The sequence below is a fragment of the Acerihabitans arboris genome (assembly GCF_010131535.1).
In the GTDB taxonomy this organism is placed as follows: Bacteria; Pseudomonadota; Gammaproteobacteria; order Enterobacterales; family Enterobacteriaceae; genus Acerihabitans; species Acerihabitans arboris.
Map to the genome: position 1 here is coordinate 94,782 of NZ_WUBS01000013.1, position 22,651 is coordinate 117,432.

The 22,651-nt window shown below is 60.2% G+C and carries 16 protein-coding genes; 9 read left to right on the top strand and 7 right to left on the bottom strand.

Annotation, left to right across the window (positions count from 1 at the left end; translation table 11 throughout):
• Nucleotides 1–6 precede the first annotated feature (6 nt).
• The 4 genes from GRH90_RS17885 to GRH90_RS17900 all read right to left on the bottom strand — a co-directional run bounded on the left by GRH90_RS17885 (nucleotide 7) and on the right by GRH90_RS17900 (nucleotide 7,021).
• The gene (locus tag GRH90_RS17885; protein WP_162367322.1) at nucleotides 7–1,839 is read right to left on the bottom strand and encodes an ABC transporter ATP-binding protein; all 1,833 of its coding nucleotides are present in this window, start codon (nucleotides 1,837–1,839) and stop codon (nucleotides 7–9) included.
• Between the two features lie 386 nt (nucleotides 1,840–2,225).
• Nucleotides 2,226–2,363 (bottom strand): hypothetical protein, encoded by a 138-nt coding sequence (locus GRH90_RS17890; RefSeq protein WP_162367323.1) that lies wholly within the window; start codon nucleotides 2,361–2,363, stop codon nucleotides 2,226–2,228.
• A gap of 15 nt (nucleotides 2,364–2,378) precedes the next feature.
• Nucleotides 2,379–3,887: an amino acid permease gene (locus tag GRH90_RS17895; RefSeq protein WP_162367324.1), complete on the bottom strand. Its 1,509-nt coding sequence runs from the start codon at nucleotides 3,885–3,887 to the stop codon at nucleotides 2,379–2,381.
• A 386-nt stretch (nucleotides 3,888–4,273) separates the two neighbouring features.
• A complete protein-coding gene (locus GRH90_RS17900; protein ID WP_376766090.1) occupies nucleotides 4,274–7,021 on the bottom strand; it encodes an ATP-binding protein in 2,748 nt (915 codons plus the stop codon).
• A gap of 143 nt (nucleotides 7,022–7,164) precedes the next feature.
• On the opposite strand from GRH90_RS17900, the gene GRH90_RS17910 reads away from it, so the two are divergent.
• The 4 genes from GRH90_RS17910 to GRH90_RS17925 all read left to right on the top strand — a co-directional run bounded on the left by GRH90_RS17910 (nucleotide 7,165) and on the right by GRH90_RS17925 (nucleotide 11,434).
• A complete protein-coding gene (locus GRH90_RS17910) occupies nucleotides 7,165–8,676 on the top strand; it encodes a sugar ABC transporter ATP-binding protein (protein WP_162367325.1) in 1,512 nt (503 codons plus the stop codon).
• Between the two features lie 9 nt (nucleotides 8,677–8,685).
• Nucleotides 8,686–9,675 (top strand): ABC transporter permease subunit, encoded by a 990-nt coding sequence (locus GRH90_RS17915; protein WP_162367326.1) that lies wholly within the window; start codon nucleotides 8,686–8,688, stop codon nucleotides 9,673–9,675.
• A gap of 19 nt (nucleotides 9,676–9,694) precedes the next feature.
• The gene (locus tag GRH90_RS17920; protein WP_162367327.1) at nucleotides 9,695–10,636 is read left to right on the top strand and encodes an ABC transporter substrate-binding protein; all 942 of its coding nucleotides are present in this window, start codon (nucleotides 9,695–9,697) and stop codon (nucleotides 10,634–10,636) included.
• A gap of 111 nt (nucleotides 10,637–10,747) precedes the next feature.
• Complete coding sequence (locus GRH90_RS17925) at nucleotides 10,748–11,434, top strand: D-lyxose/D-mannose isomerase (RefSeq protein ID WP_162367328.1); 687 nt, start codon at nucleotides 10,748–10,750, stop codon at nucleotides 11,432–11,434.
• Nucleotides 11,435–11,511: 77 nt separating this feature from the next.
• Here the strand turns inward: GRH90_RS17925 and GRH90_RS17930 are convergent, their stop codons facing one another.
• Nucleotides 11,512–12,264, bottom strand: coding sequence for a response regulator transcription factor (locus GRH90_RS17930; protein WP_162367329.1), 753 nt, complete (start codon nucleotides 12,262–12,264; stop codon nucleotides 11,512–11,514).
• Between the two features lie 174 nt (nucleotides 12,265–12,438).
• Here GRH90_RS17930 and mak point away from each other — a divergent pair, with 174 nt between their 5' ends.
• The 4 genes from mak to GRH90_RS17950 all read left to right on the top strand — a co-directional run bounded on the left by mak (nucleotide 12,439) and on the right by GRH90_RS17950 (nucleotide 17,155).
• Complete coding sequence (mak, locus tag GRH90_RS17935; protein WP_162367330.1) at nucleotides 12,439–13,344, top strand: fructokinase; 906 nt, start codon at nucleotides 12,439–12,441, stop codon at nucleotides 13,342–13,344.
• A 142-nt stretch (nucleotides 13,345–13,486) separates the two neighbouring features.
• Entirely contained in the window at nucleotides 13,487–14,680 is a 1,194-nt protein-coding gene (gene yhjD / locus GRH90_RS17940) for an inner membrane protein YhjD (RefSeq protein ID WP_162367331.1), read from the top strand.
• A gap of 267 nt (nucleotides 14,681–14,947) precedes the next feature.
• Nucleotides 14,948–16,270, top strand: coding sequence for an MFS transporter (locus tag GRH90_RS17945; protein WP_162367332.1), 1,323 nt, complete (start codon nucleotides 14,948–14,950; stop codon nucleotides 16,268–16,270).
• Between the two features lie 129 nt (nucleotides 16,271–16,399).
• Nucleotides 16,400–17,155, top strand: coding sequence for a CDP-diacylglycerol diphosphatase (locus GRH90_RS17950; protein ID WP_178113223.1), 756 nt, complete (start codon nucleotides 16,400–16,402; stop codon nucleotides 17,153–17,155).
• 105 nt (nucleotides 17,156–17,260) lie between these two features.
• Here the strand turns inward: GRH90_RS17950 and GRH90_RS17955 are convergent, their stop codons facing one another.
• Nucleotides 17,261–19,483 carry an AsmA family protein gene (locus GRH90_RS17955; RefSeq protein ID WP_162367334.1) on the bottom strand — a complete coding sequence of 741 codons (2,223 nt, stop codon included), beginning with the start codon at nucleotides 19,481–19,483 and terminating at the stop codon, nucleotides 17,261–17,263.
• Nucleotides 19,484–19,831: 348 nt separating this feature from the next.
• Here GRH90_RS17955 and kdgK point away from each other — a divergent pair, with 348 nt between their 5' ends.
• Nucleotides 19,832–20,764: a 2-dehydro-3-deoxygluconokinase gene (kdgK, locus tag GRH90_RS17960; RefSeq protein ID WP_162367335.1), complete on the top strand. Its 933-nt coding sequence runs from the start codon at nucleotides 19,832–19,834 to the stop codon at nucleotides 20,762–20,764.
• 306 nt (nucleotides 20,765–21,070) lie between these two features.
• On the opposite strand, the gene GRH90_RS17965 is transcribed toward kdgK, so the two are convergent.
• The gene (locus GRH90_RS17965; RefSeq protein WP_162367336.1) at nucleotides 21,071–22,555 is read right to left on the bottom strand and encodes a M16 family metallopeptidase; all 1,485 of its coding nucleotides are present in this window, start codon (nucleotides 22,553–22,555) and stop codon (nucleotides 21,071–21,073) included.
• Between the last annotated feature and the right edge of the window lie 96 nt (nucleotides 22,556–22,651).

A 22,651-nucleotide genomic window follows, 5' to 3' on the forward strand; every position in this document is an offset into this window, starting at 1 on the left:
GCCAGCTTACTCCGCGCCGACAAAACCGCCGGTCTGGTATTGCCATAACCGGGCATACAGCCCCTGCCGGGCCAACAGCTCGGCATGGCTGCCGACCTCGGCAATCCGCCCCTTATCCAGCACCACCAGCCGATCCATCTTGATGATGGTCGACAGCCGGTGGGCGATGGCAATGACCGTCTTGCCGCGCATCAGCACTTCCAGGCTCTCCTGGATCGCCGCTTCCACCTCCGAATCCAGGGCTGAGGTCGCCTCGTCCATAATCAGGATCGGCGCATCCTTGAGCAGCACCCGGGCGATGGCGATACGCTGGCGCTGGCCGCCGGAAAGCTTAACCCCGCGCTCGCCGACGTGGGCATCCAGTCCGGCGCGGCCCTGGGGGTCGGACAGCTGAGGGATAAACTCATCGGCGCGGGCGCGGCGTATGGCATCCCACAGCTCCGCGTCGCTGGCGCCGGGCCGGCCGTACAGCAGGTTATCGCGAATGGAACGGTGCAGCAGGGACGTATCCTGGGTGATCATGCCGATCTGCGCCCGCAGGCTTTCCTGGCTGACCTGGGCAATATCCTGTCCATCGATAAGGATGCGCCCGCCGTCCAGGTCATACAGGCGCAGCAGCAGGTTGACCAGCGTGGATTTGCCGGCCCCGGACGGGCCGATCAGGCCGATTTTCTCGCCGGGGCGAATAGCCAGGTCCAGGCCGTTTATCACCCGTCGTTCCTGACCGTAGTTAAAATCGACGTGATCAAAACCTATGGCTCCCTGGCCTACCGCCAGCTTTTTCGCCCGCGGCCGGTCGGTGACGCTGACCGGCTGGGCGATGGTTTCCAGGCCGTCCTGCACCATGCCGATATTTTCGAAAATGCCGTTGACCACCCACATGATCCAGCCCGACATATTGACGATGCGGATCACCAGGCCGGTTGCCAGCGCAATGGCGCCCACGCTTATCAGCGACTGGGTCCATAACCAGAGCGCCAACCCGGTGGTGCCGACGATCAGCAGGCCGTTAAGCGCGGTGATCGCCACGTCCATACTGGTGACCACGCGGCTCGCCAGTTGCGTTTTCCAGGTTTGCTCGCTGATGGCCTCGCGGGCGTACTGCTGCTCCAGCGCCGTATGCGCGAACAGCTTCAGGGTGGTGATATTGGTGTAGCCGTCGACAATGCAGCCCATCAGTTTGGAGCGGGCCTCGGAGGACTCCACCGATCGGGCCTTTACCCGGGGGACGAAATAATACAGGCAGACCAGGTAACCGATAATCCAGGCCACCAGTGGAATCACCAGGCGCCAGTCCGCCTCGGCGAACAGCACCAGCGTGGTGATGGCGTAAATCAGCACATGCCATAGGGCGTCCACCGCCTGCACCAGCGAGTCGCGCAGCGAGTTGCCGGTCTGCATAATGCGTTGGGCGATACGGCCGGCAAAGTCGTTCTGGAAAAAGTTCAGGCTTTGCCGCAGCACGTAATTATGATTTTGCCAGCGGATCATGCTGGTCATGCCGGGACTGATGGTTTGGTGCACCAGCAAATCGTGCAGGCCGATAAACACCGGCCGCAGCACCAGGATCACCACCGCCATCCACAGCAGCTCGCCGCCGTGTTCGCCGAAAAACCGCGCGCCGGGCGTGGTGTTTACCAGGTCGATAATCCGGCTCAGGTAGCTGAACATCACCACCTCGATAAGCGCGCCGATCAAACCCACCAGCAGCAGCGCGGCAAAGCTTGGCCAGACCTGACGCAGGTAATACAGATAGAAGGGTAGCACCCGGCCGGGAGGAGCCTTATCCGGCGCATCCTGGAAAACATCGATAAATCGTTCGAAACGGCGATACAGCATAACAATCCTCTCCGTGTTAAAGCAGGGCGCGCAGGCGATCTTGCCGACCGCAAAGCTGCGCCATCCCGGCGGGCTAACCTAAGCCGGGATAAAGAAGAGTAGTGCATTTCGCACCGGATTATCGACTCAATTAACGATTGATTTCAACGCGGTCGGGGATGACGGCGGGGGTATAAGGCCGGGGCATCGCCGGCGCGGGGTGCCATAAAAACGGCGCTTCCCCGGGAGAACGTCGTTTGCCGGCGTATTATCGCAGGCCCGCGTTACCCAGGGCGCGCCAATCCACTGCTTCTCTTATTGATATCACCGGCCTGGGCCGGGCGGTTTTTTTTTCATCACTACGGGCAACCTTGCCCTTCGATGCGCGGGATCACACGACCGCGTCGCTAATCAGCGGACAGCTCATCGCGGTTGGCTGGCGTCAGGCGATTGCGGGCTTTCCCGGGCGCGCGCAGCAATACCTTGCGTAATTGCCCCACTGCCGAATAAACACCATAATCCGCAGGTTTTTGCTTATCAGTCATATTGGCTCCTGTCATTTAGATAGTGATTACACCGGTAGCGAGACTCCAGAGCGCCGCGATGGCCGCAATCATCACGGCAATAAACAGTATCCTTTCCGTCGCGGTGAATAATTCCGCCTTCTGCTCGCGTTTTGCCAGAATAAACAGCACGGTGCCGGGGCCGTAAATAATGGCGGAGAGCAGCAGGTACTTCAATCCGCCGGCATAAATCATCAGCAACGCGTAAAAGGTGGCAATGGCGGCAAACGCCAGGTCTTTTTTATGCCCTCGCCAATCGGTTTCATATGTCTCGCCGGTCCAGGCCAGCTTTAAGGCATAGGCGCCCACCAATAAATAAGGGATAAGCGTTAACGAGCCGGTGAATTCAAGCGCCAGCTGGAAGGCGTAATCGCTGAACAGCGTCAGGATTAAGAACACCTGGATGGTGACATTGGTTAACCATACGGCCGCGGAAGGCACCCCCCGGCTGTTTTTCGTGGCGAAAACCCCGGGCATGCTTTGGCTTTTCGCGGCGGAGAACAGCACTTCCGCCGCCAGCAGCGACCACGAAAGGTACGCGCCCAGAACCGAGATAATCAGCCCCGCGCTGATAAATACCGTCCCCCAGCGCCCGACCACCGCTTCGAGCACCCCGGCCATCGACGGCTGGCGCAAGGCGGCGAGATCCGGACGCAACAGTATGCCGTAGGACAGCATGGTTACCAGGATCATCAGGCACAACACGCCGATAAATCCCATCACCGTGGCAACGCCGATATGGCTGCGCCGCCTGGCATAACGGGAGTAAACGCTGGCGCCCTCAATGCCCAGGAATACGAATACGGTTACCAGCATGGTGCTGCGCACCTGGGAGAACAGCGATTCGGGTTCTGCCACCGGCGTCACCGCCAGGGCGGCGCGGCCGGCATAGCCATAATCGTTGAGCCGGGATATGTCGCCGCTCTGCGCCAGATCGGGGGTACCCCAGAAGCTGGCGGCGAAAAAGTCGCCTTTGAAGGCGAATATCAAGACAATAACAAAGCAGAATATGGGAATGACTTTGGCAAAGGTGACAAGGGTATTTATTGATGTCGCGCCTTTTACCCCGCGTAGCAGCAGGATATGAAATCCCCATAGCATAACCGAGGCCGCCAATACCGCCGGCACGGTATTGCCGTTGCCAAATATCGGAAAAAAAGCGCCGAGCGTGGACTTGATCAGGACATAATAAGAAACGTTGCCGATACAGGTGCCCGCCCAAAATCCCAGGGCGGAGGCAAAACCCAAATAATCGCCGAATCCCTCTTTGGCATAAATAAATACCCCGGAATCAAGATCGGGTTTACGCTGGGCCAGCGTCTGGAATACCAAAGCCAGCGTCAGCATGCCCCCACCCGCGATAGCCCAGGCTATCATGGCGCCGAATCCCCCGGTGGCGCGGCCAAAGGTCGCCGGCAGGGAAAATATACCGGCACCGATCATCGAACCTACCACTAAAGCCGTAAGTGACCAGAGAGACAATTTAGTATCTGGTGAGTTTGTCATATTTATTCTCAATGTCTTGCGGTAAATAATAAACTAACCCGAACTTAAGCAAAAGAATTGTGATCCTTGCCAAAATTTAGGATTATCTCATTAATAATATGGGCGAATAATCATATTAAAAAAGCAATCGACAGCATGTTCTGAAATAAAATAAATGATAAGTAATTATGGAGAAAATGTTTATTATGACGAAAAAATAACATAAATGGCTCTTACTTTTTTATTCCAACAATAATTAACAGATTTACGTAATTCACCTATATTATCGTCCTAAACATCAATAAGGATTAAATCTATTTAATAGGAGCCAAATCAGACCACCTTTCAACTGACAAAAAAATTATCGAGAAAAAAAGCAAAGCATCCCGCCCCGCCTTATGAAGGAATCAAGCATCCTGCCTTATCTTCGCGCCGCGGGCCCGCCGCAGCGCCTGGGCCAATTGCGCAAGGGTAAAAGGCTTACGCAGCAGCGTGACGGCATCGGGCAACCCGCCGCCGTCCTGGCGCATGTCCTGGCCGCTGACCAGCAGGGTAGCCAGCGCCGGATTCTCCAGACGGGCCAGGCGGATAACATCGGCGCCGCTGTGGTCGCCCGGCAGCATCAGATCGCTTATCAGCACATCGATATCCGGGGTACGTTCAATCAACATCAGGGCCTCGGCGCTGTCGCCGGTGGCGAGCGTCAGGTATCCCAGCTGATGCAGCTGTTCGCGCAGGGTTTCGCGCACGTCCTCCTGATCGTCGAGGATAAGCACCAGTAAATCTTCCCGCCCCGCCGGGCCCGGCCCGGGCAGCGGCGCCGGCCCCGGCGCCATGGCCGGCGCGCGCGGCAATTGCAGGCGCACCAGCGTGCCGGCGCCGGGAGACGACTCAATCTGCACCCGGCCGCCGGACTGGCGGATAAAGCCGTACACCATTGATAACCCCAGGCCGCTGCCGTTGCCCAACGCCTTGGTGGTGAAGAAAGGTTCGAATACCTGGGATTGCACTTCGGCGGACATGCCGCAGCCGCTGTCCCTCACCTCCAGGGTGACCATATCCTGTTTGCGGCCGCCGGTGCGCACCACCCGCTGGTTATAGGTGCGGATAACGATCTCGCCGCCGCGCCCCTCCATCGCGTCGCGGGCGTTAACCACCAGGTTCATGATGGCGTTTTCCAGTTGGTTGACATCTATCCAGGCATACCAGCCGGGCAGTTGGGGTTCAATCTTCAGGGACAGGTTTACCGACAGCGAATGACGCAGCAGTTCACTGAGGTTGTCCACCAGTTCCGCCAGTGGCACCGCCCGGGGGTGCAGCGCCTGTTTGCGTGAAAACGCCAGTAGGCGCTGGGTCAGCTGGGCGCCGCGTCCGGCGGCTTTCAGGGCGCGATCGATGCGCTCGCCGTCGCGGCCATCGCCGGTACCGCACAGCTCAAGGCTGCCGATAATCACCGCCAGCAGGTTATTGAAATCGTGCGCCAGGCCGCCGGTCAGTTGCCCCACCGCCTTCATTTTCTGGCTATGGACCAGCGCCTGTTCCAGGGCCTTGCGCTCGGAACGATCCAGCACCACGTTGACCATGCCATGGCGCGGCACCGGACTGAAACGCAGCTCGAGGATGTGCCCGTCCGCCAGGTGCATTTCCAGCGCGCGGGGCTGTGCCTCGCGCAGATGGACGCTCACCTCGCGCCAGTCGGGGTAACCGGGCACTTTCGCCTGGCCGCGGCCCAGAGCGGCCAGCAGCTCCCGGTAATGCTGGCCGCGAAACAGCAGCGTGCCCGGTAGTCCCAGCAGCAGCGGGTACTGCGGGTTCCATACCACCAGGTGGCCGCGCCGATCGAACAGGGCGAACCCGTCCCGCATGGCCAAAAAGGTATTTTCCAGCTGGGTGCTTTTTTCCTTCAGCAGACGCGACGTCTGCTCCAGGGACGCCGTATTGCCGGCAAAAACGTTAAAGGCCCGCGCCAGATCGCCCAGTTCGTCGCGCCGCTGCAATCCCGGCACGCTGACCTGGCGTTCGCCGCCGGCCAAACGGGACATGGCGTCGGCGATAACCGACAGGTTGGAACCCAGGTTGCGATAGATATACCAGCCGGCGAATAGGGTGATGACCAGCGACAACAGGGCAAACAGGCCGATAAAATAGATGATCGACGTCAGTTCGCTATGGGTCTGGCGGATGCGTTCGCGCGACTCCCCCGCCACCTTTTGCACATACAGGTTGATATCGCCGTTGAGCATACCGACCAGCGCCTTGATGTGATAGGTGTAATACGCAATGGCCAAATCGCTGGCGGACAGATCCCGCCCAAGGGGGCCAAGGCTTTGCTGGCTAAGCATGAACAACCGGATTTTATCGCCAAGCAGGGTGCTGACGCTGCCGGCGGCCGGCGGCGCGTTCACCCGTTGAGCTGCGCCAGCGGCCGGAGAGGCGCCCTCCCGCCGCGTTGCAGCGACAGCGGATCCGGGCGCGCCGGCCTGTTCCAACGAAGCGCCGGCGTCCTGGGCGCCGGGCCAGCCGCTCATCGCCTGATCCAGCTGGATCAGCGCAGACCGGGGGCTGGTGGTGTGGATCGCAATGTCCAGCAGGCGATCGATTTCCCCCCTGAGCGCGAGCGTCGGCGCCAGCGTTTGTTCACGCGCGGCGATGGTATTGATCTGACGCAGGTACATTTGGCACTGATACAGCTCGCTCAGCAGTTGATTACGCTGCATATGCCGCTGATGCCCCAGCTCAAGCAGGCGGGTGACGCTGGCCTCCAGGGCGCCGCTGCGCCGGGTAATGCGCTCCACCAGCGCCGGTTCGCTGCGGGCCAGCGGCGAGCGCGCCAATTGGCGCAGGGAGGATTGCAGCGCCAGCTGCGTTTGCGCCAGCTGCGCCGCTTCGCTCTGGTATTCCAGCGCGCCCACCACCTGCGACAGCCGGATGGCGGCAATGGCCACGTTGGCGGTGTCGCGCCCCAGCTCCATGCTGCCGGTCATTTCACCCAGGGTATGGGCCTGCATCTGTTCCTGCAGATTGCCCGCGTGGCGGAACCCCACGATCGCCACCCCGCTGACCATCAGCGTAACCGCCACCACCAGCAGGTTAAACATCAGCAGCCGGCCCCGGGCGCCCGCCAGGATCGGTCTTGGGGAGAACAGCGACATCATATCAAGGCTCCGCAACGGGCGGGCCGCCAGTATAGAACCCATGCCATTGCCAATTATGACAAACATGAACGACCGCTGACATTTTGCATTTATCTGGCCCTGCTTTACTGCGCTTACCACCACCGACCCGAGGCGCCAACCGGATGACAGCTACCCCGATTCTCGAAATGCGCGATATTGGCAAGCGCTTCGGCCATTTCCATGCCCTGAAGTCGGTCAATCTCAAGGTCTGGCTGGGCGAAATCCATGCGTTGATGGGAGAAAACGGCGCGGGGAAAAGCACGCTGATGAAAATCCTTGCCGGCGCCTATACCGCCACCAGCGGCGAGATCATTATCGACGGCGCGCCCAGGCCGATAAAAGGTCCTAAAGACGCCCTGGCGGCGGGCATTACGCTGATTTACCAGGAAATGAACCTGGCCCCCAACCTGACGGTGGCGGAAAACATCTTTCTCGGCAGCGAGCTGGCGCGCGGCGGCCTGGTGCGGCGCGGCAAGATGGTCCGCGAGGCCCAGCAGGTTATCGATCGCCTGGGCGCGCAGTTCCGCGCCACCGATCTGGTGATGTCGCTGACCATCGCCGAGCAGCAACAGGTGGAGATCGGCCGCGCACTGCATCGTCAAAGCCGCATCCTGGTGATGGACGAACCCACCGCCGCGCTCTCGTCCAGGGAAACGCAGCGGTTGTTTGAACTGATAAAACGGCTGCGCCAGGAAGGCATGGCCATTATTTATATCAGCCACCGCATGGCCGAAGTGTACGAGCTGTCCGATCGGGTCAGCGTGCTGCGCGACGGCGAGTATGTCGGCAGCCTGACGCGCGGCAACCTCTCCGCCGGTGAGCTGGTGCGCATGATGGTCGGGCGGCCGCTAAGCGATCTGTTTAATAAAGATACCCATATCCCGGTCGGCGATGTGCGCCTGGAGCTCGACGGCCTGACCGACGGCAAAAAGGTCAAGCCCGTCAGCCTGACGGTGCGCTCGGGCGAAATCGTCGCGCTGGCCGGCCTGGTGGGCGCCGGGCGCTCCGAACTGGCCCAACTGGTGTTCGGCGTGCACAAGCCCACCGGCGGCAGCGTGCGGGTGGACGGCAACCCCGTAGCCATCCACTCGCCGCGCGACGCCATAACGCTCGGCATCGGCTTGTTACCCGAGAACCGCAAGGAGCAGGGGCTGTTTCTCGAGATGGCCGCCCATGAAAATATCGTAATGCCGACCCTGGAGCGCGACGCGCGCTTCGGCATGCTTAACCGGCGTAAGGCGCTGGGCATTTCCACCGACGCCATCCGCGCGCTGAATATCCGTGTGCCTCATGCCCTGGTGCGCGCCGGCGGGCTGTCCGGCGGCAACCAACAAAAGCTGCTGGTGTCGCGCTGGGTCGCCATCCATCCGCGCATCCTGATCCTCGATGAACCGACCCGTGGCGTGGACGTGGGCGCCAAAAGCGAAATCTACCGCATGATGGGGCTGCTGGCGCAGCAGGGGGTGGCTATTTTGATGATCTCCAGCGAGCTGCCGGAGGTGGTCGGGATGAGCGACCGCGTGTACGTCATGTGTGAAGGCCGGCTGGCCGGCGAGCTCGGCCGCGACCAGATCTCGCAGGAAAATATCATGACGCTGGCCACCGGCGTCGAACTGACAACGACGCCCGTGTAAGGAGCCGATATGGCCGCCAATTCCGCCACTCCCGACGCCACGCCGGCCACCGCCAAGCGGCCCTGGCTGAACGATTTGATGCAAACCGTCGGCATTTTGCCAATCCTGGTGCTGATCGTGGCGATTTTCGGCTTTGTCGCCCCCAATTTTTTTACCGACAGCAACCTGCTGAATATTGCCCGCCAGGCGTCGATCAACATCGTCCTGGCGGCCGGGATGACCTTTATCATCCTGACCGGCGGCATCGATCTGTCGGTGGGATCGATGCTCGGCGCGACGGCGGTGGTGGCCATGGTCGCCTCGCTGCATCCGACGCTGGTCTACCTGTCGATACCGCTGGCGCTGCTCGCCGGGCTGGGCATGGGGCTGTTCAACGGCATCCTGGTGGCCTACGCCGGCCTGCCGCCGTTTATCGTCACCCTCGGCACCTATACCGCGCTGCGCGGCGCCGCCTACCTGTTGGCGGACGGCACGACGGTGATCAATTCCTATATTAATTTCGAGTGGATCGGCAATTCCTACCTGGGGCCGGTGCCCTGGCTGATTATCATTGCCTTGGCGGTGATTGCGGTGTGCTGGTTTATCCTCAGGCGCACCACGCTTGGGGTGCATATCTACGCGGTGGGCGGCAATATGCAGGCGGCGCGCCTGACCGGCATCAGGGTCAGCTTCGTGCTGCTGTTTGTCTACGCCGCCAGCGGCCTGCTTTCCGGCCTGGGCGGGTTGATGAGCGCCTCCAGGCTTTACAGCGCCAACGGCAACCTGGGCATGGGCTACGAGCTGGATGCCATTGCCGCCGTGATCCTCGGCGGCACCAGTTTTGTCGGCGGCATCGGCACCATTACCGGCACGCTGGTGGGGGCGCTGATCATCGCCACGCTTAATAACGGCATGACGCTGATGGGCGTCTCCTACTTCTGGCAGTTGGTGATCAAAGGGGCGGTGATCATCATAGCGGTGCTAATCGACAAATACCGTACCCGACATCATCAGGCATAACCCTTACCGGAGAAAAACCATGCGATTTAATCCTGTTTATACCGCGTTGCTGACGGCGGCCATGCTGGCCGTCGTCCCACTGGCGCAGGCCAAGGAACTGAAGTCCATCGGCGTGACGGTGGGCGATCTGGCCAACCCGTTTTTTGTGCAGATAACCAAAGGGGCGGAAATGAAAGCCCGCGAGCTGGCAGGGGATAAGGTGAACGTCACGCTGGTCTCCAGCGGTTACGACCTCGGCCAGCAGGTGGGACAGATCGATAATTTTATCGCCGCCAAGGTGGATATGATTATCCTTAACGCGGCGGATTCCAAAGGCATCGGCCCGGCGGTGAAACGCGCCCAGGCCGCCGGTATCGTGGTGGTGGCGGTTGACGTGGCGGCCGAAGGGGCCAACGCCACCATCACCTCCAACAATACCCAGGCCGGGGAACTGGCCTGCAAATACATTACCGACAAGCTGAAAGGCAAAGGCCAGGTGGTGATCGTCAACGGACCGCCGGTGTCCGCGGTGCAAAACCGGGTGGAAGGCTGCATGAACGAGCTGAAAACACACCCGGACATCAAGCTGCTGTCCTATAACCAGAATGCCAAGGGCAGCCGCGAGGGCGGATTGGAAGTGATGACCTCGCTGCTGGCGGCGAACCCGCATATCGACGCGGTATTCGCCATTAACGACCCGACGGCCATCGGCGCCGATCTGGCCGCCAAGCAGGCCCAACGTAAAGAGTTCTTTATCGTCGGCGTCGACGGTTCGCCGGACGGCGAGGAAGCGCTGAAACGCGAAAATTCACTGTTTGTCGCCACGCCGGCCCAGGATCCGCAGGTCATGGCGGCCAAGGCGGTGGAAATCGGCTACGACATTTTACAGGGCAAACCGGCGCCCAAGGAACCGGTGCTGATCCCGGTGAAAATGATCGATCGTAACAATGTTGCCGATTATAAGGGCTGGACGGTGAAATAACCCTCACGGCAGCGGGCGGGAAAACGTGGTCACTCCCACGCTGGCCCGCCATAACCATCCCCCGGACGGCGTGGCATCGTGCCGGCCGTTCACGATGACAGCGGAGGCGGTATGAAGCGCTCTCAGGTCAACAGTATCCTGCAGCAGACCCAGCAATTTTTCGCCCGCAACGGTATGCACCTGCCGCCGTTTGCCCGTTTTTCCCCCCAGGACTGGTTATCTCTTGAGCGCCGCCAGTGGCAAGAGGTGTTCGATCTGCGCCTGGGCTGGGATGTGACCGATTTCGGCGGTAACGATTTTGCTCATGGCGGCCTGACGCTGTTTACCCTGCGCAACGGCTCGCCCGATGGCGGCCCTTACGCCAAAAGTTATGCCGAAAAAGCCATTCATTGCCGGGAGTCGCAAATCACGCCGCTGCATTTCCATTGGCATAAGCGTGAGGACATTATCAACCGGGGCGGCGGCAACCTGATGGTGGAAATGTACAACAGCGATGAGCAGGAACAGCTCGCCGGTTCGCCGGTAACGGTGGTGATCGACGGCTGCCGGCAAACCCACGCCGCCGGCTCCAGGGTACGGCTGGCGCCGGGGGAGAGCATCTGCCTGACGCCGGGGATCTATCATAGTTTCTGGGGCGAGGAAGGTTTTGGCGATGTGCTGGTGGGGGAAGTGTCGATGACCAATGACGATCGGCGCGATAACCGTTTCCTGGAGGGCCAGGCGCGTTTCAGCCCGATAACCGAGGACGAGGCGCCGCGCTGGCTGTTATGTAACGACTACGGGCAAATACCGGCCTGATGCCCTATCTTCGCGCCGTCGGCGCGGACCGGCTTGGCCAGGAATAACGGCGCCGGGCCGGTGTCGGCCAGGCCCGCTCAGGCGGTCTGGCCGGCGGCGATGGCGGTATCGGCGCGGCTGACGTCCGCCGCAAACACGTAGCCCAGCCGGCGAATGGTACGGATAAGCGTCGGCTGGTGGGGATTGGTTTCGATCTTGCGGCGCAGCCGCATGATCAGCACATCGACCGTGCGATCGAATACATCCAGCGTTTCGCTGTGGGTCAGCTCCAGCAGTTGATCGCGGGTCAACACCTTGCGGGCATGGGCAATCAGCGCCAGCAGCAGGCTGTACTCCCCCTGCGTCAGGGCTACCGGCTGCTGGCTGGGATTAAACAGCGTGCAGCTATCGCTATCGAGCCGCCAGCCGTTAAATAACCAGCCATTTTTTCGGCCGGCGACCGGCCGCTCCATGGCGAGCGCGCCGCCGCGGCGCAGTACCGCCTTGATGCGCGCAATCACCACCCGGGGGTTAAAGGGTTTGACGATATAATCATCGGCGCCCATCTCCAGCCCGACGACAATATCGGACTCAGATCCCATGCCGGTGAGCATCACCACCGGCAAATGGGGTTGCAGGCGTTGGATTTGCTGGAGCACCAGCAGGCCGTTGGTATCCGGCAGCATCAGGTCCAGCAGCACCAGGGAGATATCCGGCGATTGCTCGAGCCGCGCCAGCGCCGACCGGCCCTGGTGGCATACGTGTACGGTAAACACATGCTCGCTGAGCATGTCGTTTAACAGTTCACAGATGGCGGGGTCGTCGTCCACGACAAGAATGCTGGGTTTCATATGCCGCCTTTACTGTGTTACGGGAATGATAATAGAGTGTACATTAAGCCAAATCGATAGCATGGTTCGGGATGTGGATGTGTGAGACGTCTCTCATGCCGCGACGACGACGCGGCGGGGCGCCGTGCCGTTTCCGGCCCCCGCGCCGGAAAGAATCAACAGAAGGGGATAACAGTGCGTATCGGGATAGATCTGGGTGGAACAAAAATTGAAGTGGTGGCGCTGGAAGAGGGCGGGCAGGTTATTTTCCGCCACCGCATCCCCACGCCGCGCGACGACTATGATAAAACCCTGCGGGCTATCGCGTCGCTGGTGGAGGCCGCCGAACAGGCGACCGGCCGGCAGGGCAGCGTGGGCATCGGCATTCCGGGCACCCTGTCGCCGTATACCCAACGGGTAAAGAACGCCAATTCGGTCTGGCTCAACGGCCAGGCGATAGATAAGGATTTAACCGCGCTGTTGCGGCGGCCGGTGCGCATCGCCAACGACGCCAACTGCCTGGCGGTGTCCGAGGCCACCGACGGCGCGGCCGCCGGCGCGCAAACCGTATTTGCGGTGATTATCGGCACCGGCTGCGGCGCGGGGCTGGCGTTCAACGGCCGGGCGCATGCCGGCGGCAACGGCATCGCCGGCGAGTGGGGACATAACCCCCTGCCCTGGCAGGATGAGGATGAACAGCGCCATGCGCGCGAGGTCCCCTGCTACTGTGGCAAACCGGGCTGCATCGAGACCTTTGTTTCCGGCACCGGTTTTACCGGCGATTACTCCCGTCTCGGCGGGCCGCGGTCCACCGGCGCGGAGATTATGCAGCGGGTGGCGGCGGGCGACGCGCTGGCCGGGCTGGCGCTCAGCCGCTATGAACTGCGGCTGGCCAAGTCGCTGGCCCAGGTGATCAATATCCTCGACCCGGACGTGGTGGTATTGGGCGGCGGCATGAGCAACGTCGACCGCCTGTATGACACCATTCCGCCGTTGATTAAGCGCTGGACGTTCGGCGGCGAGTGCGAAACGCCGGTGCGCAAGGCGGTCCACGGCGACTCCAGCGGCGTGCGCGGCGCCGCCTGGCTGTGGCCGGATTGATCCGACCGGCCCCGGCCGCCGCCTCCGGCGAACCGAGCGTCTTCGGTCCGCCGGGATTACCCCTTACCGCCGCGCTTTTAGCCATCCTTATCTATAATAAATCGCATGCGGAAATAATATCGCGATATTTATGAGAGGGATCATGGCCGAAAAACCAACAACACCAGCAACGACCATACGGCACGCCGACAGTCCGCTGCTGGGCAATATCCACACCGGCAGCAAAAAAATAGACAAAGTCGCATTACGTTCCGGCCGTTTTATTGCAAAAGTCAGCGCATATCCGTCGGTGGCGCATATAATCCGCGCGGTGGAACGCTTTAACGACCGCATGGGCAGCCAGTTCGGCGCCGCGATAACCTATTTTTCCTTCCTGTCGCTGATACCCATTTTAATGGTCTCCTTTGCCGGGGTAGGTTTTTTCCTGGCCTCCAATCCGGATATCCTTACCGACCTGATTAACAAGATTGCCGACAGCATCAGCGACCGTACCATGGCGGATACGCTGAAAAGCACGGTCAAGACCGCCATCGCTCAGCGCACCACGGTGGGCATTACCGGCCTGCTGATTGCCCTCTATTCCGGGCTGAACTGGATGGGCAACCTGCGCGAGGCCATTCGCGCGCAGCTGCGTGATGAATGGGAGCGCAATCCCCGGGACGAGGAAAAATTCTATATTAAATACCTGCGCGACCTGATATCCCTGATTGGGCTGATCCTGGCGCTGATCGTCACGCTATCCCTAACCTCCATCGCCGGCGCCGCGCAGGAAACCATCGTCAAGGCCCTGGGGCTGGATACCGTCGAATGGCTGCGGCCGGTAATGACGGCGGTAACCCTGGTCATTTCCGTGCTGGCCAACTATCTGCTGTTTTTGTGGATTTTCTGGGTTATCCCGCGCCATAAACCGCACAGTAAAGCCATGTTTCGCGGGGCGCTGCTGGCGGCGGCGGGTTTCGAGATCATTAAAATCATCATGACCCTGACGCTGCCGAAGCTGGCGACCTCTCCCTCGGGCGCCGCTTTTGGCTCAGTGATCGGGCTGATGGCGTTTTTCTACTTTTTTGCCCGCCTGACGCTGTTTTGCGCCGCCTGGATCGCCACGGCGCACTATCGGGACGTCGACGGCCCAACGCCGCCGGGCGGTAAAAGCCGGCCCGCTGAAAACCGCCGCCAGGAGAGCGCGGCGTCCGCCGTTTCTTATGCCGCGCCTGAAAAACCATCGGCGGCCGGGCGCCGCCCCACCCGGGCGGCGCCACGGCGGGGGAGCGCCCGGCCCTATCTAATGGCGCTTACCGCCGGCATAGTAGTGTATTACTTCAATAAAACGCGCTAGAGGCAGTGGTTATCGCTGCCTTTAACAAAAATGCAACCATAATCCAGCATATAGTGCTTGCGGCGCGTTTTTATTTAACCCTGCAGCAGGGTTTAACTCTGCCGGAGTCCGCTTAACACGGTATTACAACTACAAACAAGCGGCTCCGTCACATAATCTGCTTTTTGGTGTATAAAGACGGCGGCTGGTCAAAAATACGCCATTGAAAATGCGTTTTTCTGTGTCTAAGATGCCTTTCTTTTACGAATTTGATCAATAAGAAACAAAATGCCAGCCTCCATCGCACCAGCCATCGAACCCAATGCGCAATCCGTCCCGGTAAACTCCCGGGGTAAAGTGATTGTGGCGTCGTTAATCGGCACCGCCATCGAATTTTTCGACTTCTATATCTACGCCACCGCGGCGGTGATCGTGTTCCCGCACATCTTCTTCCCGCAGGGCGACCCCACCGCCGCCACGCTGCAATCGCTGGCAACCTTTGCCATCGCGTTTGTCGCCCGGCCTATCGGCTCGGCGTTGTTCGGCCATTTTGGCGACCGGGTGGGACGCAAGGTCACGCTGGTGGCGTCGCTGCTGACCATGGGTATTTCCACCGTGCTGATCGGCCTGCTGCCGGGTTATCAGACCATCGGCATCCTGGCGCCGATACTCCTGGCGCTGGCCCGTTTTGGCCAGGGCCTGGGGCTGGGCGGTGAATGGGGCGGCGCGGCATTGCTGGCCACGGAAAACGCGCCGGCGCATAAACGCGCGCTGTATGGCTCGTTCCCGCAGTTAGGGGCGCCCATTGGCTTCTTTTTTGCCAACGGCATGTTTTTGCTGCTGTCCTGGCTGCTTACCGACGAGCAGTTCCTGAACTGGGGCTGGCGCGTGCCCTTTATCCTGTCGGCGGTGTTGGTGCTGATCGGCCTGTACGTGCGCGTATCGTTGCACGAAACGCCGGTATTCGCCAAGGTTGCCCAGGCCAAGGCGCAGGTCCGCATTCCCATCGGCACGCTGTTCAGCAAGCATCTGAAGGCCACCGTGCTCGGTACCTTTATCATGGTGGCGACCTATACGCTGTTTTATATCATGACCGTCTATTCGCTGACTTACGGCACCACGCCTAAACCGCTTGGCCTCGGGTTTTCGCGTAACGACTTCCTGCTGATGCTGATGGTCGGGGTCATCGGCTTCGGGCTGCTGGTGCCGGTATCGGGCCAGTTGGCCGACAGCTTTGGCCGCCGCCGGACCATGATTGTCGTGACCCTGGTGATCATTGCGTTCGCCCTGGTTTTCCCGTCCATGCTCGGGTCGGGCAATACCTGGCTGGTCATGGCGTTCCTGCTGTGCGGTTTTACCGTGATGGGCCTTACCTTCGGGCCGATGGGCGCGCTGCTGCCGGAGCTGTTCCCCACTGAAGTGCGTTATACCGGCGCCTCGTTTTCTTACAACGTCGCCTCGATTATCGGCGCCTCGGTCGCGCCTTATATCGCCACCTGGCTGACCGCCAACTACGGCCTGTTCTACGTCGGCATCTACCTGGCCTCCATGGCCACCCTGACGTTATTGGCCCTGCTGGCCACGCACGAGACTCGGCATCAGGCATTGTAGCTGTTAAAATAGCCGCGCCGGCGGGGTAACGATGTTGCCAGCCCGGCTGGATGAGGACGGGCCGGACTCCCAGGGGAACCCGGCCCGTTTTTTGTGTGACCGCGCGAAGTTAAAGAGGACATAATGAATCTGCGACGTATTCGATATCACCTATTGCTTCTGTTGATCATCGCAGCCATCGGCGCCGGCGCCTATTACAGCTTCCTGCCCAGCGGAAACCCCGATGCGCTGTGGCGATTTGTCAGCCAGAAATGCGTGCCCGGCCAGCAACGGCAGGGACAGCCGGCCCCTTGTAAAGAGGTCAACCTGGCGGGAGGATATGTCATATTTAAAGACCTGAACGGTCCCCTGCAGTATTTACTGATGCCGACGGAAAAAATGACCGGGATGGAAAGCCCGCAGCTATTGCAGGCCAAAACCCCCAACTTTTTTTATGACGCCTGGCAGGAACGGCATTATCTCGCGGAGAAGCGCGGCGCGCCTATCCCGGACAGCGCGCTGTCACTGGCGATCAATTCCGTGTCGGGGCGCACGCAAAACCAGCTGCATATCCATATCTCCTGCCTGCGAGCCGATGTACGACGCCAGCTTGACGGCGAAGCCGCCGCCCTGGACAACGCCTGGCATCCCCTGGGCGAGCCTTTGATGGGGCATCCCTACCTGGCCAAGCGCATTACCGCCGCCGAACTGGCGGCGCAGAGCCCTTTTTTGATGCTGGCGCGGGAAGTGCCGGACGCAGCGGATAACATGGGCCATTACACGCTTGCCATGGTGCCGCTGGCCGACGGCACCTTTGCGCTACTGGCCGGCGAACGTAACTGGCTGCGCGGCAATCTGGCCTCCAGCGAGGAAATCCAGGATCACAGCTGCGCCATTTTACACTAACTGTAAAACGCCATGGCGCGCCAGGTTCCTCTGCGCGCCAAACGACAGGCAACCCTGCCGGCGCCCATGTCGATCGGAGGGAACGCCCTCTGCCGGCGCCGGCGCTTATTTTTTATTTTTCATCTCCTGCAGTATCGGCCCGCACTGGTTCTCTTCCCCACCGCTGGGTGAAATCAGCGCCAGCAACGCCGCCGCGGGAGTCAGGACCGCGCCGAGCGCCACCGCCACCGCGCCGCGCGCGATCAGCGGCCCGGGTTTCACCCCGGCGTCGGGATGTTTAAAGGTGCCGCGCACATACAGCGGCGAACGCAGGGTGACGATACGTACCCCTTTACTGTCCGGATTGATGGATAAATCCAGGCGTTCGCTGGCTAAATTAGTGGTGCCGGCGATATTGATCACCGCGTTCTCGGTATCAAAGACAAACAGCCGCGGCGTTGCCAGGCCGTTGCGAACGCCAAGGTCCGCCGCCGCGCAGTTGATTTTCACCTGATCGTCGCCAAACAGCTTGCCCACCACATAGTTGCCCACGTTCAGCCCGGCGATTTCCATCAGGTTGCGGCTGATGACGCCGTCATTCATCAGGACGCGCACATCGCCGTTGGCGCTGCCCAACAGCGCGGCCACCGAATTACCGGTGCCGGTAAACTGCGCGTCGCCGTTCAACTGCCCCATGCTGCTGCGCATGGCTTCCACGTCGGGGAACAACGCCTTGAGCTGCAGTCCGCGCGCATGCAGGTCCGCGCGGCCGCGCATCGGCGTTTTGTTACCCTCAAGCCTGATGGTGGAGTTCAGGTTGCCCCGCGCCATGCCAAAACGCAGCGGGTCGAGCACCAGGACACCGTCATCAAGCTTAACGTGGGTGTAGAGATCGCTAAGCGGCAGGTTCTTGCCGTGCTCGATGCGCTTGCCGGTAAATTTGACATCCGCATCCATGGTGTCCCACTTGGCGGTATCGAATTTATCGTAGGGCAGCACTTTATCCGCCGGCTGGACCGACTGGGTCTTGGCTTTCTGCTTGCCGGTTTCGGTGCCGGTATCCGCGCCGATCAGCGGCCCCAGGTCGGCAAAGCGCAGTTCATTCGACACCACCTCTCCGGTTAGCGAAGGACGTGGTTTGCCCTGCGCAAACTCCAGCGTGCCGTGGATATCGCTCGAGCCGATTTTACCGTTGAATTTTTCATAGCGGAAATGGCCGCCGTCTTTGCCCTTGAAGTGGGCAATCAGATGGCCGTCGGTGGAATACGGCGGGGAGTCCGGCAAGACGATACCGGTCAGGCCATGCAGATCCCCCAGGTTATCCCCCGCCAGCCGCAGCCGCAAATCCAGGCCGCCCAGGCTCATCGGATCCTCAAGCGTGCCCTGGATGGTCACCCGGGTCGCGCCCGAGCGCACGTCCGCCTGCAGCGGGAAAGGCCGGTTCGAGCTGCGCAGGGCCAGCATGCCGCCGATTTTGCCGTCGCCGCTCAACGATTCGTTGTTATATTTGCCGGTCACCTTCCAACCGAAAATATAGTCATCGGCGCGTCGGCCCGCGTCGACCGGCGTGCCGGCGGCGCTGCTATCCGTTTTGGCGGCGGCGTCGGCCTTGTCCGTTTTCGCCGTCTTGCCGCCCTCGTCGGATTTGGCGGCGGCGTCGGCCTGGTCCGTTTTAGCGACCTTATCGTTGCCGTCGCTCTTGGCGGCGGCGTCGCCCCGGGTGGTGTTATCCGCGGTGCTGGCACCGGCCAGTTCCGCGTAGGGGATGGGTTTGCCCAGCGGATTGACCGTCATATGGATGTCGGCCTTGGTTATCGGATCGAGGAAATCGATTTTACCCTGGTCAAAGGCGATATCGTCCACCTTGAACGACCAGGCGGAGGGCGGCGTGTCCTGCTGCGGCCGATCGCTGTTGGCCAGGTTAAAGGTCCAGTTATTCTTACCATTGGCCAATCGCCTGAGCGCGGCGTCGGGACTGAACAGGGTAATGCGCGGCAGGTAGACTTCTTTATGCAGCAACGCCAGCGGCGAAATACTGGCCTCCACCCGTTTCAGCCGGGCGGTATAATCACCGGGCACGTCCGGCGGGTTGCCTAATACCACGTCCTCGGCATGCAGGTGCGGCCAGGGTACCCAGGCCCGCCAGCCGGCCTCATCCCGCTGGCGCGACCATTGCACGCCCAGGTCGCCATTGATGGCAAAAGGCCGGTGCAGCTCGGCGGTCACCTTTTCATTGATGGTGGGTTTAAGGCGATTCAAGTCGAATGTGGCGATAAAAATAACGATGGCAATCGCTACCACCAGCAGCAACAATACAATCCCTAAGATCGTCTTTTTAGTCCGGGTCATGGTGACAATATTCCTCATTAAACGGCCTTATGCCATTAATGATAGTTGAGGATTTTTAACCTGACGCCGGAGAATGATTGGATTTATTGCTGAAAACTGCCGTGATCCTATAATGTTAGCCATTCTGCGGCTGAACAGCACTTTCGGGTAGCCGGCCGGAAAACCGTACGCCGCGCAACCGACACGGCGGCATCAGCAAAAAGGCGTGTTTTTGCCGTTGTTCGAGGCGATCCAGGTCATGAAAGATTAAAACAACGTTTCAGTGCTATTGACTGAACCTGTCAATCTGTTGAGACTAGGTGCGTCAACCCCTTTCAATTCACTTTACTCATACAGGCCCGCAGTTAAATGACAACCAAAAACATTGCCGTCATCGGCGAGTGCATGATTGAACTGTCCCAAAAAGGCACGGACGTTAAACGTGGTTTCGGCGGCGATACGCTGAATACCTCGGTTTATATTGCGCGGCTGGTCAAAGCTGGCGCCCTGGACGTGCATTACGTCACCGCCCTTGGCACCGATAGCTTCAGCGAAGACATGATAGGCTCATGGCGGCGGGAAGGGGTGAAGACCAGTCTTATCCAGCGCCTGGATAACCGTTTGCCGGGTTTATATTATATCGAGACCGACGAAACCGGCGAGCGTACCTTCTACTACTGGCGTAATGAGGCGGCTGCCCGCTACTGGCTGGAAAGCGACGATTCAGAGCGCATCTGCCGGCAGCTGGCCGGCTTTGATTACCTCTATTTAAGCGGCATCAGCATCGCCATACTCAGCGTAGAAAGCCGCCAACGCCTGCTGGCCCTGCTTAAGACCTGCCGTGACAACGGCGGCAAGGTTATCTTTGACAATAACTATCGCCCGCGCCTGTGGGCCAGCAGGGACGAAACCCAAAACGCCTACCGGGATATCCTCGCGCATACCGATATCGCCTTCCTGACGCTGGATGATGAGGATATGCTGTGGGGTAAACAACCGGTTGACGAGGTGATTAAGCGCACCCGCGGCTGGGGCGTGCAGGAGATCGTTATCAAGCGCGGCGCCGACTCCTGCCTGGTGACGACCCAAGAGGGCGAACTGCTGGACGTGCCGGCGATCAAACTGCCGAAGGAAAAAGTAGTGGACACCACCGCCGCGGGCGACTCCTTCAGCGCCGGCTACCTGGCCGTGCGCCTGACCGGCGGCGACGCCGTCTCGGCGGCCAAATGCGGCCATCGGACCGCCAGCACCGTCATCCAGTACCGTGGGGCCATCATTCCACGCGAAGCGATGCCAAAATAAACCTATCAGTTCCGTTTGGCAGCGACGGCATACCATGCGGATATGGCTTCACAAGGGCTGGCAAAACGCCATATCGGCATAGAGAGGGGGTGATGGGTCAGGAGAGTAAAGCGTAATGCGCCGGGGACAAATACGCCGGGTGCGCATTTGAACAACGCCGGAGGGATTGGCCCGTAGGGCGGCCCACCGGGATGTGAGCCTTAATCGCGCAGCCGGGCCTCCGGGGGCGGATTTACGGCGTCTTTACCCTCTTGCCCATCATGTCCGCGAGCAGAGCTTTGCCATCAATCTCCAGTCCAGCCCGCGTCAGGACTGAGGCGGGATGTCCGTCACTTCCGGTTTGCTCTCGTCGACGGCTGCAGGCTGCGGCCCCGGCGCCATGATATGTTCGTAGGTTTCCTGCAGCGCCTTCATATTGACCTCCGGCTCGCCCTGCGGCTGCATCAGCACCAGCGTGGCATTTTGCGATAGCTGCGAACGCAATTCTTCATTAAGCATTTGCAGCGTCAGCTGGGTCAAAAACGCATTGCGCAGTTTTTGGTACTGCTCCGGCGCAATATCCACCACGTCATTTTGCTGCGAACGCAGGCGCTGGCCCATCAATATGTCGGTATCAGTACGGGCGTAGGTGGCAAACAGGGTTCCCAGCTCGCCGGCCTTACGCGCCATCAGCGCGTCGAATTCCGCCTTGCTCAGGCCGTTATTGCGCAGGTTCGCCAGTTCGTGGGAAACAAACGTCATTGCCGCCACCAGATTATCCGCGGGGGTATCCAGATGCATGGCGCACTGGGCGCGCTGATAATGCACATTACAATCGAAACGCAGGTTGGCCTGCTTGAGGTTGCTGTCTTTCAATGCCTGCTGGACATGCAGGAACAGCGCCTCGCGGGCCAGATCGCTGCGCCAGTAGCGATCCAGGGAACGCGAGTCGCGGATGGGCTGCCAGGCGGTATCCCATACCAGCTTCAGGCTATCTTCCTTGCCGTTCTCGCTCATCAGGCTGACCGGTTGGGCCACCAGCGGCGACAGCGCAGGCATGGTCGCGGGCATGTCGCGTTTGCCCTTCAGCGAGGAAAAGGTTTTGACTATCTGCTCGTTCAGTCCGCGGCTGTCGACGTTGCCGACTACATATAACGTCATGGCGTCCGGGGTATACCAGCGCTGGTAGAATTGCTGCAACTGCTGGCCGTTCACAGGCACGGCGGCCTGCTGGCTCGGATCGTGCGCCAGCAGTACCGACCCCTTAAGCCGGTAATGCCACCAGGGGCTGCGCACATTGTCGGGGGCGGTGACTACCGGATCGGCCCCTTGCAGCGCGGCGTGCAGCGTGGTCGGATTGATGGTTAAATGACCGCCGGTGTTCATCATCCATTTCATCGCCTCTCTCAGCAGATCGGGGCGGCCGTTCGGCAGGCTCAGGCTGTATAGCGTGTAATCATAGGAGACGATCGCCGGCGGCTGCGGACGTTCGTGATCCACGCCCTGCTGCCAGAGCGATTTCAGCTGCGCGGCGGAAAAGTTTTCGCTGTGCGTCAACGCCAGTCGCGGGAGCAGGCGCGCAAAACCGGTCTGCTGCGTGGTTTCAGCCAGCGAGCCGGTATTTACCATTAAGCGTAATTCAATACGATCGTTCGGCCGTTGCGGTGTTGTCAACACTTGCCAGGAGAAGCCATTACTGAGTTTACCCTGTTGCCAGGCGGGATCGGGTTGTAATGCTTCTGCCTGAACATTGCCACCCACCGTCGCCAGTAACACTCCACTCATGAAAAGACGAATTCCGGTGCCCTGCATGTGAACCCCTACTCAATAACTGCCCATTAAAATATGTGAATCTCACTCAGACGGTTTACCGTGCGTTCCATCGATTAGTACTTTTCCCGTCGGAAA

What these genes read in the sequence shown, in the direction of transcription:
- GRH90_RS17915 (WP_162367326.1), top strand. Translation starts at nt 8,686, where the DNA reads ATGGCCGCCAATTCCGCCACTCCCGACGCCACGCCGGCCACCGCCAAG.
- GRH90_RS17895 (WP_162367324.1), bottom strand. Translation starts at nt 3,887, where the DNA reads ATGACAAACTCACCAGATACTAAATTGTCTCTCTGGTCACTTACGGCT.
- GRH90_RS17885 (WP_162367322.1), bottom strand. Translation starts at nt 1,839, where the DNA reads ATGCTGTATCGCCGTTTCGAACGATTTATCGATGTTTTCCAGGATGCG.
- kdgK (WP_162367335.1), top strand. Translation starts at nt 19,832, where the DNA reads ATGACAACCAAAAACATTGCCGTCATCGGCGAGTGCATGATTGAACTG.
- GRH90_RS17920 (WP_162367327.1), top strand. Translation starts at nt 9,695, where the DNA reads ATGCGATTTAATCCTGTTTATACCGCGTTGCTGACGGCGGCCATGCTG.
- yhjD (WP_162367331.1), top strand. Translation starts at nt 13,487, where the DNA reads ATGGCCGAAAAACCAACAACACCAGCAACGACCATACGGCACGCCGAC.
- GRH90_RS17965 (WP_162367336.1), bottom strand. Translation starts at nt 22,555, where the DNA reads ATGCAGGGCACCGGAATTCGTCTTTTCATGAGTGGAGTGTTACTGGCG.
- GRH90_RS17925 (WP_162367328.1), top strand. Translation starts at nt 10,748, where the DNA reads ATGAAGCGCTCTCAGGTCAACAGTATCCTGCAGCAGACCCAGCAATTT.
- GRH90_RS17930 (WP_162367329.1), bottom strand. Translation starts at nt 12,264, where the DNA reads ATGAAACCCAGCATTCTTGTCGTGGACGACGACCCCGCCATCTGTGAA.
- GRH90_RS17955 (WP_162367334.1), bottom strand. Translation starts at nt 19,483, where the DNA reads ATGACCCGGACTAAAAAGACGATCTTAGGGATTGTATTGTTGCTGCTG.
- GRH90_RS17890 (WP_162367323.1), bottom strand. Translation starts at nt 2,363, where the DNA reads ATGACTGATAAGCAAAAACCTGCGGATTATGGTGTTTATTCGGCAGTG.
- GRH90_RS17910 (WP_162367325.1), top strand. Translation starts at nt 7,165, where the DNA reads ATGACAGCTACCCCGATTCTCGAAATGCGCGATATTGGCAAGCGCTTC.
- GRH90_RS17945 (WP_162367332.1), top strand. Translation starts at nt 14,948, where the DNA reads ATGCCAGCCTCCATCGCACCAGCCATCGAACCCAATGCGCAATCCGTC.
- GRH90_RS17900 (WP_376766090.1), bottom strand. Translation starts at nt 7,021, where the DNA reads ATGATGTCGCTGTTCTCCCCAAGACCGATCCTGGCGGGCGCCCGGGGC.